Source organism: Pseudomonas sp. PB106, from assembly GCF_009764645.1.
Classification (GTDB): domain Bacteria; phylum Pseudomonadota; class Gammaproteobacteria; order Pseudomonadales; family Pseudomonadaceae; genus Aquipseudomonas.
On sequence record NZ_RWIM01000032.1, the window covers coordinates 1 to 14,219 of the forward strand.

At 53.2% G+C, this 14,219-nt stretch carries 11 protein-coding genes; 5 read left to right on the forward strand and 6 right to left on the reverse strand.

Annotated features, from left to right (window positions below; translation table 11 throughout):
• Nucleotides 1-128: 128 nt before the first annotated feature.
• The 3 genes from EJA71_RS05480 (at nucleotide 129) to EJA71_RS05490 (ending at nucleotide 1,250) form a co-directional block, all read left to right on the forward strand.
• Nucleotides 129-371, forward strand: a complete 243-nt coding sequence (locus EJA71_RS05480; RefSeq protein WP_158954991.1) for a hypothetical protein — start codon at nucleotides 129-131, stop codon at nucleotides 369-371.
• Between the two features lie 11 nt (nucleotides 372-382).
• A complete protein-coding gene (locus EJA71_RS05485; RefSeq protein ID WP_158954993.1) occupies nucleotides 383-580 on the forward strand; it encodes a hypothetical protein in 198 nt (65 codons plus the stop codon).
• A gap of 85 nt (nucleotides 581-665) precedes the next feature.
• Complete coding sequence (locus EJA71_RS05490; RefSeq protein ID WP_158954995.1) at nucleotides 666-1,250, forward strand: hypothetical protein; 585 nt, start codon at nucleotides 666-668, stop codon at nucleotides 1,248-1,250.
• A 335-nt stretch (nucleotides 1,251-1,585) separates the two neighbouring features.
• On the opposite strand, the gene EJA71_RS05495 is transcribed toward EJA71_RS05490, so the two are convergent.
• Entirely contained in the window at nucleotides 1,586-2,389 is an 804-nt protein-coding gene (locus EJA71_RS05495; protein ID WP_158955008.1) for a glycosyltransferase family 2 protein, read from the reverse strand.
• Between the two features lie 231 nt (nucleotides 2,390-2,620).
• On the opposite strand from EJA71_RS05495, the gene EJA71_RS05500 reads away from it, so the two are divergent.
• A complete protein-coding gene (locus EJA71_RS05500) occupies nucleotides 2,621-3,439 on the forward strand; it encodes a VanW family protein (RefSeq protein ID WP_158954997.1) in 819 nt (272 codons plus the stop codon).
• A 52-nt stretch (nucleotides 3,440-3,491) separates the two neighbouring features.
• Nucleotides 3,492-4,466: a tetratricopeptide repeat protein gene (locus EJA71_RS05505; protein ID WP_158954999.1), complete on the forward strand. Its 975-nt coding sequence runs from the start codon at nucleotides 3,492-3,494 to the stop codon at nucleotides 4,464-4,466.
• Nucleotides 4,467-5,280: 814 nt separating this feature from the next.
• Here EJA71_RS05505 and EJA71_RS05510 read toward each other — a convergent pair.
• The 5 genes from EJA71_RS05510 to tssI form a co-directional block, all read right to left on the reverse strand.
• Complete coding sequence (locus EJA71_RS05510) at nucleotides 5,281-5,700, reverse strand: hypothetical protein (protein ID WP_158955001.1); 420 nt, start codon at nucleotides 5,698-5,700, stop codon at nucleotides 5,281-5,283.
• Between the two features lie 760 nt (nucleotides 5,701-6,460).
• Nucleotides 6,461-6,814: a hypothetical protein gene (locus EJA71_RS05515; protein ID WP_158955003.1), complete on the reverse strand. Its 354-nt coding sequence runs from the start codon at nucleotides 6,812-6,814 to the stop codon at nucleotides 6,461-6,463.
• The gene (locus EJA71_RS27735; RefSeq protein ID WP_371925630.1) at nucleotides 6,811-11,736 is read right to left on the reverse strand and encodes an RHS repeat-associated core domain-containing protein; all 4,926 of its coding nucleotides are present in this window, start codon (nucleotides 11,734-11,736) and stop codon (nucleotides 6,811-6,813) included. The genes EJA71_RS05515 and EJA71_RS27735 overlap by 4 nt, the downstream gene beginning before the upstream one ends.
• A complete protein-coding gene (locus tag EJA71_RS05525) occupies nucleotides 11,733-12,476 on the reverse strand; it encodes a DUF4123 domain-containing protein (RefSeq protein ID WP_158955004.1) in 744 nt (247 codons plus the stop codon). The genes EJA71_RS27735 and EJA71_RS05525 overlap by 4 nt, the downstream gene beginning before the upstream one ends.
• Nucleotides 12,466-14,219: type VI secretion system tip protein TssI/VgrG (gene tssI, locus EJA71_RS05530; RefSeq protein ID WP_158955006.1), on the reverse strand; the 1,754-nt coding region annotated here is incomplete at its 5' end. The genes EJA71_RS05525 and tssI, both read right to left, overlap by 11 nt.

The window sequence follows — 14,219 nt, forward strand, 5'->3', positions numbered from 1 at the left end:
CTGCGATCTTTTGATCTGTTTCAAAAACAAAGTCAAAAGATCGCAGCCTGCGGCAGCTCCTACAAAGGATCGGGTTGAACTCGAGTTGCTGTGTTGTTCTCTACAGAGAAACCTGCCGAGGATGTGCCATGAGCGACGACCTGCAACCCCCAGACCTGAATGCCTGGCAGCGTCTGTTCGACGACGAAACCTACTGGCAGCAATCGCCCGACGCTCACTATTTCGACCTGCAACGCATCGCCGACGACCTGCTGGGCCAAGGCGCCATCGACCTGGAGCAATGGCAGATCCTGCGTGCCAAGGCTGATGATCTGCACAAGGATTCCCCTGCCGTGAACGTCACCCGCGAACTCGACGACCCCGAAGCCTGAGGACCATCACCATGAAACCCATCACCCAAGGCGAACACCCCGACGAACCGCGGCCCGCGGGCGAAACCGAACGCGATAACGATGCCCTGCGGCCGACCGACCCCAAACAACGCGAAAGCAGCGGCAAAGGCACGCCCAGCGGCGAGTCCACCGCGCAGGAAACCGCCAAGCCCCACACCACCTCGCAACCCGGCAAAGCCAAGCCCTGAATAGCGTCTATGCTCAGTGGCACGTTCGCCGCCGAAGCCGCTTCGGCGTCGGGCGCTGCCATTCATCACAGGGAAAGTATTGCTTATGAAGCTCCAAGCACTCGCCAAAGCCATCACCCTCGCAACCGTACTGTCCGCCACCAGCTTCGGCGCCATGGCTGCCGACATTCCGCTGTCCGCCACCATCGAAGCGGATCAGGTCACCACCAAAGTGCTCTCCGTCGATGCCGCCAAGCATCAGGTGGTGCTGGAAGGTGCCGAAGGTCGACAGGTTCACGTTCAGCTCAGCGACAAGGCGAAAAACCTCGCCAATCTCAAGGTTGGCGACCAGGTCAACGTTGAAGTGCAGCGTTCCGTCGCCGCTTACCTCGACACCGATGTGGATAAAGGTCTGCCTGGCTCCACCGAGCGTACCGGCGAACTGCGCAACGCACCGGGCAGCGATAACCCCGGCGGCGAGGCGTTCCGTCAGGTTCAGGTGCAACTGAAAATCACCAAAATTGATTTGAAGAAAAACCAGGTGACCTTGGAAAATCCGTCGGGCGTGTCGAAAACCCTTGATGTGAAAAAGCCTGAAATTCAAGCCAAACTGAAAGACTTGAAAGAAGGGCAGAGCGTCATTGTCACTTACACCGATATCTTAAAAGTGACCAGTCAACACGAAAGTTGAGCATTAACTCTACAGAGTGATTGTTCTTGTATAGGTTTGAGTATGAGAACAATCATATAAAAGTGTGGTATCAAGAGTTTCTCGGTAAATATCGGTGATACACAGTTTTTAACTTTCCAGTACATAAATTTCATCATTATCAATGACGACATAACCGACAACTTCTATTAAAATCCCCTCCGTTCGCCCAGTGTCAGGGCTCTTTACCGGTGCATGGATTGCCAGGCCATTACACTGGGCGAACACCTCTTCGGAGCAGATGTATACAAATTCTGCAAACAAAAAGGGCGACTCAAGAGTCGCCCTTTTTTTGTGCCGATTTTAAGCACCGCGGCCTACGCCTGCTGCCCCTGAAAGCGCTTAAGCGACGCCTGATACATTTTCGTGCGCCGATGATCCTTGCCGTAAGTGCCTGCTGCCGCAACGGTTCCGGACTGGATGTGATCCAGATAATGGAAAATCTTTCGCGGCGCGAGGAACTTGATGCCGTAACCCAGAGCCGACATCCGATCCTGCAACGTATAACCCGGCACCCGATCATCCATACAGAAGTGCAGGCCCTCGGACTTCATGAGCCGCGTATTCCACAACGTGCAGAAACTCTTCAGATGGGTTTCTCTATAAGGTTTTGGCTCTTTGGTCTTCAGCCCCAACTGTGTTTTCGCACGGCGAACATAGTGTTTGCAGAAGCGCGAAGTTAAACGCCAGGTATCACGCAGCGCACCGCGATTGATTTGCTCGACACAACCGACGGCGGCCATATCCGGCGTTTTAGTGCACTCACGCATCATCATGGCAAACACTTCCTTGTCGTAAACGAAAGTGTCGGTGTGCAGGAGAAACAGATAGTCAGTGTCAACTTGGTCCAACGCCAGATCCAGCGCTTTGCCGTGTGCAATATGACCGGCTTCTTTGCCCGGCGAAGGCCGCTCGATGAGGTTGATCCAGTTCAGGGAGCGCAAGTAATCGAGGCTGCCGTCGGCCGAATCGTTGTCTACTACCCAGACGGGAATCTGGTTTTCCGTAACGTGCTCGCGCAACAGCTCCAGGCACATGCGGGTCAGGTCCAGGGTTTTGTAATTTACCAAGACAAGGCTGAAATTCGACGCTGGCTGGGTTGGTAAATCAAACGCTTTCATGACGGAAGGACTCATCTGCGGTTCAAGGGCGACAGGGTTTCGTGGCTGGAATCGTAACGAGGCAACCTTAGGCGAACCTTAATTTGCGGATTTGGCGGTGGGGCGGAGTGTGTCGAGGTGAGACTGCTGAGTCTGTCTGAAAATGCCCAGGGTGCTGCAGATCATTAGCGGCTAAAATGCGCACCCCCTTTACAGTTCAAGGAAGAAACGGCAATCGTCGTTCTGTCACGGATGAAACCACTTTCTCTCTACCACCCAGCCCTTTACTGGCTGCGCGTGTGGCAAAAAAGACTGTTCCGCCAGATTGCCTGGCGCTGTTCCGGCAAATGCTACGCACGGCCCGTCGCGGCGGCCGAGCGGCTGCCCTTTCGCTACCTCAAACACACCTCGAAACTCATCCGCAAACTCGGCGACTCCGACGTCGCCCTGCAACACAACAAAGTCATCAACCTCAAACTCGCCGTCGCCGCGATCGACGGCGTCATCATCGCTCCCGGCGAACACTTCTCCTTCTGCCGCCTCGTCGGCCGCCCGACGTTGAAGCGCGGCTACGTTGAAGGCATGGAGCTGTCTTTCGGCGAGGCACGACGCGGGGTAGGCGGCGGAATTTGCCAACTGAGCAACCTGATTCACTGGATGGCGATCCATTCACCGCTGGTGGTGGTCGAGCGCTCCAACCACAGCTTCGACCCGTTTCCGGATGAAGGGCGGGTGCTGCCGTTCGGGTCTGGGGCGGCGATTTTCTACAACTACGTTGATTTGGTGCTGCATAACCCGACGGATCGGTACTTTCAGCTGAAGTTGAACGTAGGTGAGACACAGCTCGAAGGAGAGTTGTTGTGTGATCGGGTGAGGGAATATCGCTACCACGTGTTCCAAGAGGCGCATCGGTTTGTGCGAGAGGGCGCGCGGGTGTATCGGGAGAATGAGATTTGGCGGGAGATGCGGGAGAAAGGGCAGGTTGGGGAATTGGTGGAGAGGGTGAGGTTGTATCGGAATCGGGTGGTGGTTAAGTATGAGGTGGAGGAGCAGATGTTCGAAGCGAGCTAGTATTTTTCCGCAAGAGTTTCGTTGGATTTTTTAAGCCACAAGGAAGTAACAAATGAGCAATCGTTTCAAAACTGTCGGTACGGCGAGCACTACACTTTTTTCAATGTTCATCGCGTGTAATACGTGGGCACAAGCGCCGCGTGATTACTACGACGGTATGAAGGCAGGGAAGTGCGCGCCGAATTCTGAGCGGCTGCATGAACAAGCGGTCGCAGGTGATCTTGACGCGCAGACGCAGTTTGGCAAAGCCATTCAGGAGAACCTCTGCGGGGTGGTTGAGCAGTGGTCTCCGGGTATGCCGGAAGTGTGGTTTCGCAAAGCTGCAGAGCACGGTAATGCCGAAGCGCAAGTCGGACTGGCTGAGGAACTGAGTTGGGATAGAAGCGTTGAGGGTGAAGAAGCGGGTGTTTACTGGGATCTGAAAGCTGCGGAGCAGGGGAACGCCAAGGCTCAGTTCAGTTTGGCGCAGATTTACCACAGAGGTGGTCGATCAATTAAGAATCTGAAAGATATGGACAAGGCAGTAGCGTATTACCATCAGTCCGCCGAGGGAGGATATTCCCTAGCCTACATGTTACTCGCCAGCATCTATGAAGAAGGCGATGGGGTCGCGCAGGATGATGTTGCAGCGGCGAAGTGGTATCGAAAATACGCTGAGACTGGTGATAAGTCAGGGCAGTTTTACTTCGCGAAAATGCTGGCTACAGGGCGTGGCATAAAACAAGACGACGCCCAAGCGTTTAGCTGGTTCGGTAAATCGGCAGCTCAAGGCGATAAATATGCGCAGTATGAGATGGCGCAGATGCTGGAGCAGGGACGCGGTACAGCGCGAAACGAGCGTGAAGCGGTCATGCTTTACCGCAAGTCTGCTGATGCAGATTTCGGCAATGCGCAACTGGCACTTGGGAAAATGTACGCACAAGGACGCGGTGGGTTGCCAAAAAGCAAATCCAAGGCCGAGTACTGGATGCTTAAAGCAATTGATCGTAGTGCACCGGGAGCTAAAGAAGAGCTGCAAAAGCTTTAATGTGTAAAAGAAGGGTATCTTGATTTGAAAAAGGGCGATCATGGGATCGTCCTATTTTTCATTTCCCACCAGCACGCTTTGTAATCATGATCGGCAGAGGACTGGTGAAATCCTTCGTTGAGGATCAACTACCTACGATAGGTGACACGATCCTAAGCGGACTATTTTTACGTGTTGATTTACTCAGTCCACAAATTAACAAAATCATTAGAATTTTTAGCAACGAAATTGGGTTTGCTTGAGTTTGGATCAAATACTTCAACAGCAACCAAGGGTGTGTTGAAATTTAGGAAAATCAGATAACCATCGCATCTCTTGCTATAGGGTCATTTGTTTGGGAAGCCCTCTAGGTTTTCCCGCCCCTGAGTACCATGAAATTGTATACGGGGACACATCAGGCGAGATAGAAAAGAACTCGCTTATGTAAGTCCCTTCGTTGCTGTATGGAAATGAAGATATCTCTGTAGAGACCATATCGGAATATCTGACTAATTTCAAGTATGACTTTGGAAACTTATGCTAAATATTTCTTCTACTTGAAAAATCGTATTGGTATCCACTGAGGGTCCCTGTTCAACACCACAAAAACTCCAATCAAATTTCATGTCAGGTCTCCACCGCGAAGGGTATGGATTTGTTTTCAACTCTATTTGGATCATGTGTGGAAAATAAATCGGCCCCCTTTTGTCTGGAAAGGATTGCTGATTCAAAATTTTCTACGGTCTTTTGTTTTAAAATTGACTTGCCCTTCAGCTCTGTTTTTGCCACAAGAAGACTTTAGGGTGAAGTTGGTTTTTTTAATTGAGGCTGGATTCTAAAAATGGATCTCGCTAAAATTTATTTCCCCTTCACTGCTTATGCAACCGATGAAGTTAAACCGATTTGAAAAAAAATAAGTGTGCTGTGGGACGTATACAAACATCGCGAGAGTTTTTTCAAGATCCATTGTGTGGACTTTGTATGCGCTTTCAGTAAGCGAGTCTCCGATAAAAATAATTTCATTTACTTCAAGGTTGTTCACTTTCTTTGATATTTCTATAAATGCGGTGTCTGCATTATGTTTTTGAGAAGATGTGCGATCTGGTAATGAGTTCCAGGCAATTTTAGAGCCGGTGAATAGGAGGTTTTTATTGATTTTTGTGACAAGTTTGTCATGAGTTGCATCGTCCAGCTTCTCATAGTTAATGCCAAAGTTTACAAAGTCTTTTTCAATTTCCTCGTCAAAATAGCTCATTTTTTGAACGCCTTGGGTAGTTTCAATACGGTTTTTTCGCTTGCGTTGAAAAGGTAGTGTGACGCCGGCTTTTTTTCTTCGAACGTTAATATGTGCACCACGTGTTTCATCGAATTCGATTCGAGTAAAAGGGATAACGATGTTTATAGCGCGAAAGGGTAGGCGTCCCTCAGGGGGCTATCATCATCTAAGAAGGAAAACGTGGTCCGCTCGGGTTGCGTCTAGTTGCTACTATACTGCGTCGTCATTATGGTATGCCTAATGTTGGCAATGGTAATACTTTTTGCAGTGCAAGTGGCTGTGCACGAACTCCCAAATTCAAATTTGATTCTTTGATTTGAGCCATCTTGGGTGATGGTGATGGTGATGGTGATGTTGGTAGGGCCGCTTAAGTTGAAGCTTTCCACGTTGAAGCTCTCTAAGTTTACTACGTGGAGTTGGAATCGTACTCGTTGTAATCTTGGCTCCGCCATCTCTTAGGGGTGAGGGCATGTTCCATTTGGCTATAAAGCTTCAAGCAAATAGAGTTCCCGTCAAATATGATGTAGGAAGTATGCATTCTGGCGGCAGCATAGTCCTAGCCAAAATTAGAAGTCCACTGTTTTTGTTTGCGAATGAAGATATCCACATTGTCAGTGTCACTCAAAAACATATAAAGAAAATGTGATCTGTTCCTGATAACACTTTAATCTCCAACTTCTTGATTTTATGTGAAAAAGCTGAGGATGCCTCAGTAACCCTCTCCGATTGCGTGCCATCGTTAATCATTAGTTTGCTTCATGTATTTTTTTAAGCAGGTTAGAAGAACTGACATGAATTGGCGCTTGTCAAATGATTCCTCCGGAAAATATGGCGTAATGTCTGAGAATACGCGGTTGAATTTTTCTTTTTTGTTAAGAAAGAACGTGAGTGTGTCGATGTACCACTGCTGTTCGCTCATGATGCGGCTTCTGAATTCTGGTTGGATGAGCGCGTCAAATAATTTAATTAATTCATCTTCATTGTTTGTGTCTGTATTAGCTATAAAACTTGCGGTGACTTCATTTTGCTCGCTGTTTATGTCAATGGGGAACAGTAGTGAAGGTAGTATGTCGAGAGTGGGTTCTAGTTTCATTTTTCATACTTCGGGAATGAGGTTTTTGGAAGGCCGTTAGCATCCAGTATAGTCACAGCTTTAGTTTGTTGTTTGTACTTTGTTCCACCTTTTTTATAACCCTCTCCGATTGTTCCGCCCATGCTCATTGGTCGTTCTGCTAATGCTTTGTTTCCAGTGTTTTTAAATATTCGCATTGCGCGCTTTATAGCTGTGAGTTGTGCTTTGTGACTTGTGTATCTCGTCGAGTTCGGGGTGATTATTTTACCGTTTGGATAGGTTTCGATTACGCCTGTCGTCGGATTTTTTCCTGTAGCGGCGCGCTCCATCTGGGACTGGGTAGTAGTTTGCGCACCATGTTTTTCAAGAAAGTGGTAGTTTGGCGAAAGGTCTTCCATTGATTTTAGCTCTTTGTAAGCAATTGCCTCCGTTAGCTCATGAATTCTTGCCTGACGCTCGGCACGTGACATTGTTGGCGCATTGGGCTCTCCGTCGTTAACGGCAGCTTTTTTTGAAGGGTCGTTAGCATCTCCTGATGACGTCCCTTCTTTATTACCTGGACATCCATTCAACCCCAACGGATCCACCCAACCCGTAGGATTAGGCACGTACTGGTAGTTATTCAGCCCCCCAGCAAGCTTGATCGGATCCGGCGTCAAAAACCGTCCAGTCCCCGGATTGTAGTAGCGGTGGCGGTTGTAATGTAACCCCGTCTCGGCGTCGAAATACTGACCCTGGAACCGCAACGGGTTATCGATTTCGCTGACATCGAGTGCCGCCAGGTTGCCATAAGCTCGGTATCTGGCCGACCACATGATCTCGCCGCTGTAATCGGTGAGTTCCTGCGGTGTGCCGAGGTGGTCGAGTTGGTAGTAAAACGGCGTGGCTTTACGTGGGCCTTCGCCGTCGAGCATGGCCAACGGACGGAAACTGCCCGGTTCGTAGATGTAACTGCGGTAGCGATTTTCGGCGCATTCAGCGATCAAGCGCTCGCCTTGCCACAGGAATTCAGTGGTGTGGCCGTCGACGGTTTTTTCTATACGTCGACCGAATGCATCGTACTTGTAGGTGGCGATGCTGCCGCCCGGCAGGCTGACGCCGATCAGACGATGCTGGCAGTCGTAGCGATACTCGGTGACGAGTTTCTGGCCGGCGCCACGACGTTCGCGGCTCAAATTACCGTAAGCGTCGTAGTCATAATGGCGGTCGCCCTGCATCAGCAGGCGGTTGCCTTTGACGTTAGCCAAATTGGCTACGGGCAGGTCATTCTGACCGAGGAGGTTGCCTGCTGGATCGTGGGCGAAGCTTTCCGGCGTCGCACCACGCACACTGATCAGTCGATCCAACGGGTCGTAGTGATAGCTGCGATTACCTTTGCGGGTGTCATCTACGCCGGCTAGGTTGCCATTCGCGTCGTAGTTGTAGCGTCGCTGGAATAGATTTTTGTCGCGTTGGCTAACGCTATGCGCCTGCAGGCGACCTTGTTCGTCGTACTGGAATTGGCTTAGGAGCAAACCCTGTTGTCGCTGTTGCTCGCGACCGGCGCTGAACTGGTGAGAGGTCAGGCGTGAGCCGTTCAGGTCGATGCTGCTCAGGCGCCCACCGGGTAGATGACGGTAATCGAGCGTGCTGCCATCTGGAAGACGGCAGTGGCTCAGTTGGCCAACGCTGTCGTACTCATAACGTGTGGTGCCCCAACCCTGATGCTCGGTGACAAGCCGATCCTGCACGTCGTATTCGTAGGCGAGCGGCCAGTTACCGTCGTCGACGTTTACCAGGCGCCCCAATGCGTCGTAGCTGTAGTGGATTTCTTCGCCGTCTGGCAAGGTTTTGACCAGCAGACGTCCGGACGCATCGCGCTGGTATTCGCTGACCAGTTCGCTGCCGTCATCGCCGAACTCGATTTTCTTAAGCAACTGACCGTTGAGGTCGTACTCGTAGGCAGTGCGGCGACCGTCAAAACCAGTTTCCTGTTGGATCAGGCCATTCGAGTAGTAGTCGAGTTGGTAGCGTTCGCCGCGCTCGTTCTCGATCTCAGTGAGGTTGAGTTGCGAGTTGTCGTAGCGATAGCGCAGTTGGCTGCCGTCAGGATTGATGCGGCGGCTGACCAGATGCAGGTTGTCGGCGTATTCGTATCGAGTGATACGACCAAGCTCGTCGCGTTCGGCGGTGACCCGGCCATAAGCGTTGTAGGTAAAAGCGCGGGTGGCGCCGCCGGGCAGGGTCACTTGGGTCAGACGATCAACTGCATCCCATTGGTATTGGGTGATAGCACCGAATTCGTCCTGACGGGTAATTTGTCGACCGAGCGCGTCATAGCGGTATTTGCGCTGACCGCCATCTGGCAGGCGCTCTTCCAGCAACTGACCCAGGTTGTTCCAGCCGAGTTGATGACGACTACCATCGGGATGCCGAATTTCCAGCAGTCGGCCCTGACGGTCATAGCTGTAGTAGGTTTCGTTGCCGTCCGGATCGGTTTGTTGGGTGATGTCACCCTGAAGGTTGCGCTCGTATTTCCAGCGGGCCTTGCCACGCTGTACATCAATGAGTTGACCGTTGAAATAGTTGTAGCGGGTTGGTACGCCTTCTGGCGGGATAACGGCGATCAAGCGTCCAGCTTCGCTGTACTGATACTCAGTGATCGCGCCCATCGGATCTTTTACGGCGACCAGACGTCCCTGATCGTCATAAGCGTTCTGTATTTCGGCGCCGTCAGCAGCTGTTTCGCTGACCAGCCGCGCATTTTCGTCATGCACATAGACAAGTTGGCTGCCGTCAGCGTTATGGACGGTGACCGAGCCTTTGTCATCCCACTCGTAACGCGCTTCCATTTGCGCGTAGTTGGCCCAGTGGCGTATGCAGCGGGAGTGTTTGCCTTCACGTTCCCATTCCCAGAAGAAACTGGCGCCGCCGGCCATTTGTCGTTCGAGGATGACATGCTGATCGTTGTAACGGTAATGCTCGGTTTCGCCTGCCGCATTGGTAGAAGAAACCAGTTGATTGCGTGCGTTGTAATGGTAGGTAACGAGCGTTTGAATGGTCAGCCATGGATCCTGACGTTCACCGCGGTCATTGTATTCCTGGCGTTGTTGCTGCTGATCGACGGCCACAATGTGTCGGTCGTCGTAACGCAGTAGCAAGGCACGGCCTGCGCCGTTATCAATGCGCTGGATGCGGTCAACAAAGTCATAACTGATATGTAACCGGTTTTCGTAGGCGTCGCTGATCGTGGTGAGGCGACCGGCTCGGAAATGGTAGAAGCGTGTTTTGGCCCCGGCCTGCGTCAGGACAAGTTCGCCCGGAGCATTGCCTAGATAGATCGCGGCTTGTGCCAGACTATTGGTGATGGCGGGGCGCTGTTCAGTCGGCATCGGGAATCGGGTCTGCCGGTTCTCGTTATCTGTCCACAGCACACCTTCATCGTCCATTTGCAGACGATGAGATAGTGAGTGGCTCCAGCCATGGCCAAGACGGCTGTCGATTTCGACTGCACTGCTACGGTAAAGACGGGTCCATTCGAAGGGCAGCAAACCACCCATTTCTCCATCGGTCAGCGTCAGTAATTCCTCGCCGGTCACCATCGACACGGGTTCACCGTCGGAGCACGTTTTGTCGACGCATTGAGCTGGTTTGTCGGCCGGGGTCTTCGACTGATTTGGCGCGTTGTCGACGTGTTCTACCTGCTCGACGCGTGAAGCGGGCTGATCTTTTTTACGTGTCTGAATCTGCGCATCGGATTCCACTTTTCCGCCGCTGACAGGATGTTTTTGCTCAGGTGCCTTTGCCGTTTCTGCAGGTTTAGGACTGGCAATCTGAACGTCAGTTTTGCGCGCCGGATTGAACTTCGAATCGCCGTTAAGCAACAAAGGCTTCGACGCTTCGGTGTGTGGCGTGGCCCTGGATTTGCTGACCTTCATCAGCATGCCAGTGAAATCTTCGATCAGTTTTATGACCTTGCCGCTGCTCTGCACTCCCTTGATTGCCTTTGTCCCCACGCGAACGGCCAAGCCGAGGCCACCAGTCAGGACGACGCCCACCAGAATGTTCAGCAGGAACTCTGTGGACATTTGGGCAAGCACTTCCGTGCAGGTCTGCGGAGGCAGCATTTGCACCCAAGCCATGATTGCCGCTACATAGATCCACATCAGCGGCTCATCGCTGGCAATTAGCAAGGCTGTGTGAATGGCTTCGGCTGAAGCGTCGTAAATCTTCTTGATCTGCTCTTCGGTGAAGAACTTCTTCAGTTTTTCGTAATTTTCGCGAGGGTGCGCGACGAGGTCGTAGAGACTTTTGATATCTCCCCACAACCCCATGATCGCCTTCATGAAGCCTTCCCAGGCGGCTTCCAGCTCTTGTAGAGCCCGCCCGCCCAGTGACGCATCGGTATGGGCTTGCCAGAGCGGCAGGAAGCTGGTGCTCCACTCAGTTTGTAGCCAGCCACCCAACTCACCAATTACGCCTTGGTAGGAATTGAACAGGCTGTCGATCTGGGCGGGTGTGGGGTTGGGGAAGAACATGATCTTGTATTGCTGATTGGGTGTGAGCCCGGAGACTTCCAGAATCCCTGTTGAGTCGATGGTTTTGTTGATGGTCGGGCCGACTTCGTTCTTGCCGATGAAGCGACCATCGACCACAGGTGTCAGGCGTACCGGCGTATTACCGATAGGGACAAAGCGAGCAGACTCGAAGCTGTGAACGAGCACGAGTTTGCCGTTCGCCGGGCAGTTGGCATAAAGGGTGTTTTCCTTTTTGCTGTCCTTGTCCGCAGTACCGACTTCGTCACCGACCTTGAATTGCTGTTCTGCATCCAGAATGCCGCCGTACCAGGCTTCGGCGTGCTCGCGGTAGTCTTTCAAGCACTTCTTGAAATCGTTGATGATGGCTTGAGCATCAGGTTGCTTTGCTGTAATGCCGCCGACAATTCCACCCATCAAGATGCTCATGCAACTACCTCTTTTTCCAGATAGGCCTTCAACAGCCCAGTAAAATTTTCTTCCGTGAGTGGCGTGCGTTTTACGAACCGCGCCACTTTTTGTTTCAGGTTTGATTCGGGGAACGAGAAATACAGATCAGCGTGTTCTTCCTGGAGCCACTGCAGCATGTTGCCGATGACGGTCGACGGATTTTCCGCCATCAACCCATCCAGCAAACCCTTCGGCACCTCCCACCACGGCCAATCCTTCACCTTCGGCACAACCCGCGTACCAACCTCCAGCGCTTGCCCATTAATCAGATACCGCTCAAACATCGGCAGCACTTCCCCAGCCTTTTCCCCTAAGCCATGCAGAATCGGGTAGATATGCCGCCCATCCCAAAACCGGAAAAACACTTCGGTCCCGTCCGGCATCTTCACCTGCGTCAGGCTGCGCAAGTGCTCGAACACTTCGTTCGGCTCCGAGCGCGATACCGCCAGCCAACCCCAATCGAGGGCGTCGGTTTCGGCGATCCATGGCAGGAATGCCGAGTTGCCCTTGAGTTCAGTGACGTAGGGCATCACCGGTTGCCAGGTGGAGTACGGCGTGCCGCCCCAGATCGGCAGGAGTTGGGCGGTGGGTTCGGTGAGGTAGAGGTTTTTCAGTGCGTCGGCATCGCTTGCTGCGCTGATGATCAAGTACAGGCGCTCGCCAGTCTGCAACGGCTGTCGCGCCAGCCAATCCTTAGGCGTAATTCGATCAGATGGCACAGGCACCTGCCTTGCATTTTTCGCATTCTTCGCAGAATGGCGCGTTACGTTTGAGGGTGTTGATCTGGGCCGGGGTGAGGACTTGGCCGGCCTTGTCGGCGTCGGCTTGTTTCAGGATGCCGGGTATCAATGGCGCGGCGCCGGTGCCGCTCCCCGGACTTCCGCCGGAATTCATATTGATCACCGGGCCACTCATGGTCACGCCACCGGCATCGATCTTGATGAAGCTGCCGCCGCCAATCAGGGTCAGCTCTGCGCCGGCTTCCATCACCACTTTCATGCCGCTGCTGAGGTGGATTTCTTGCCCAGCGTCGATGAACTGGCCGGTGCCGATTTTGATGTGCTGGTTGACGCCGACGGTGAGGTGATCATTGGCCCGAGCTTCGACTTTGCGGTCTTCGTAGACGGTGTGGTGTTCTTCGGCTTTGAACTCGCTGTAGCTGTTCTGCTCGACGGTGTCGTGGCGTTCGTTGCCGACGCGGATTTTCTGGTCGTGTTCGATGTTTTCGTCCCAGTCGCGCTGGGCGTGCAGGTAGATCTGCTCCTGACCTTTTTTGTCTTCGATGCGCAGTTCGTTGTAGCCGCCGCCACCCATGGAACTCAGGGTCTTGAAGGTGCTGCGGGTCTTGTTCGCCGGCAGCGCATACGGGACGGTGTTTTCCTTGTGGTACAGGCAGCCGCTGATCAGCGGTTGATCGGGGTCGCCTTCAAGGAAAGTCACCAGCACTTCCATGCCGATGCGCGGGATGGCGATGCCGCCGTACTGGGCGCCGGCCCAGGCGGATGAGACGCGCAGCCAGCAGCTGGTCTTGTCGTCGGCTTGGCCTTCGCGGTCCCAGTGGAACTGGACTTTGACGCGGCCATACTCGTCGCAGTGAATTTCTTCGCCTTTCGGTCCCGTGACCACGGCGCTCTGGCTGCCGAGGATGCGCGGTTTCGGGTGGCGCAGGGGCGGGCGGTTCGGCACGTCCCACGGCGTGGCCTGGAAACGGTTGCGGTAGCCCTGATGGAAATCGTCGTTCAGTGCGGTGGTGTCGCTGGTCACCGATTCTTCGAGGACTTGCGGTTGCTTGCCTTCGTGGTGGACTTCGGTCAGCAACCAGAGGTCGTTCCACTTGGCTTTCGGGTGCGCGGTGAGGGCGAGGAAATGGCCGCTGACCAGCAACGGCTGATCGCTTTTGCCTTCGGCCAACTGGAAGTCGCTGCGATGACGTTCGAGTGCGCGTTTGGCCAGGTGCTTGCCGCGCTCGCGGTCGATGAAACGTCCCGGATAATCGTAGTCCTCGAGATCGGGCAGGGCGTCGCCACGGTTTTCGCTTTCGAGGGTGATGCGTGGTTTTTCGAAATCGTAATCGCGGCGCGTGGTGCGGCTGGTGCGGGTTTCCAGGCGCAGGTCGAAGCGCTTGATCACCGGGTCGCTGGCGACCATGCCGGAGTCTTGCTGATACGCTACGGGTGCCAGTTTCGGGAACACCGTCTGGTCATCGCCGAACACCAGTTTGTGCGCGGTGGCGCTGTGCTGGAAGTGGTAGTGAATACCTTCTTCCTCGCACAGGCGCTGGATGAAGTGCAGGTCCGATTCATCGTATTGCACGCAGTAGATGCGCTCGGGATAGATCGAACCGGTCTTGAATTCGTAGGCGTTGCTTTGGATGCCGTGCTCTTCGAGGACCTGGCCGATGATTTTCGGCACGGTGAGGTTCTGGAAGATGCGTTGATTGACGCGGTGCGCCAGGTAGGACA

Coding starts and splice junctions, on each gene's coding strand:
- EJA71_RS05480 (WP_158954991.1), top strand. CDS start 129: ATGAGCGACGACCTGCAACCCCCAGACCTGAATGCCTGGCAGCGTCTG.
- EJA71_RS05485 (WP_158954993.1), top strand. CDS start 383: ATGAAACCCATCACCCAAGGCGAACACCCCGACGAACCGCGGCCCGCG.
- EJA71_RS05490 (WP_158954995.1), top strand. CDS start 666: ATGAAGCTCCAAGCACTCGCCAAAGCCATCACCCTCGCAACCGTACTG.
- EJA71_RS05495 (WP_158955008.1), bottom strand. CDS start 2,389: ATGAAAGCGTTTGATTTACCAACCCAGCCAGCGTCGAATTTCAGCCTT.
- EJA71_RS05500 (WP_158954997.1), top strand. CDS start 2,621: ATGAAACCACTTTCTCTCTACCACCCAGCCCTTTACTGGCTGCGCGTG.
- EJA71_RS05505 (WP_158954999.1), top strand. CDS start 3,492: ATGAGCAATCGTTTCAAAACTGTCGGTACGGCGAGCACTACACTTTTT.
- EJA71_RS05510 (WP_158955001.1), bottom strand. CDS start 5,700: ATGAGCTATTTTGACGAGGAAATTGAAAAAGACTTTGTAAACTTTGGC.
- EJA71_RS05515 (WP_158955003.1), bottom strand. CDS start 6,814: ATGAAACTAGAACCCACTCTCGACATACTACCTTCACTACTGTTCCCC.
- EJA71_RS27735 (WP_371925630.1), bottom strand. CDS start 11,736: ATGAGCATCTTGATGGGTGGAATTGTCGGCGGCATTACAGCAAAGCAA.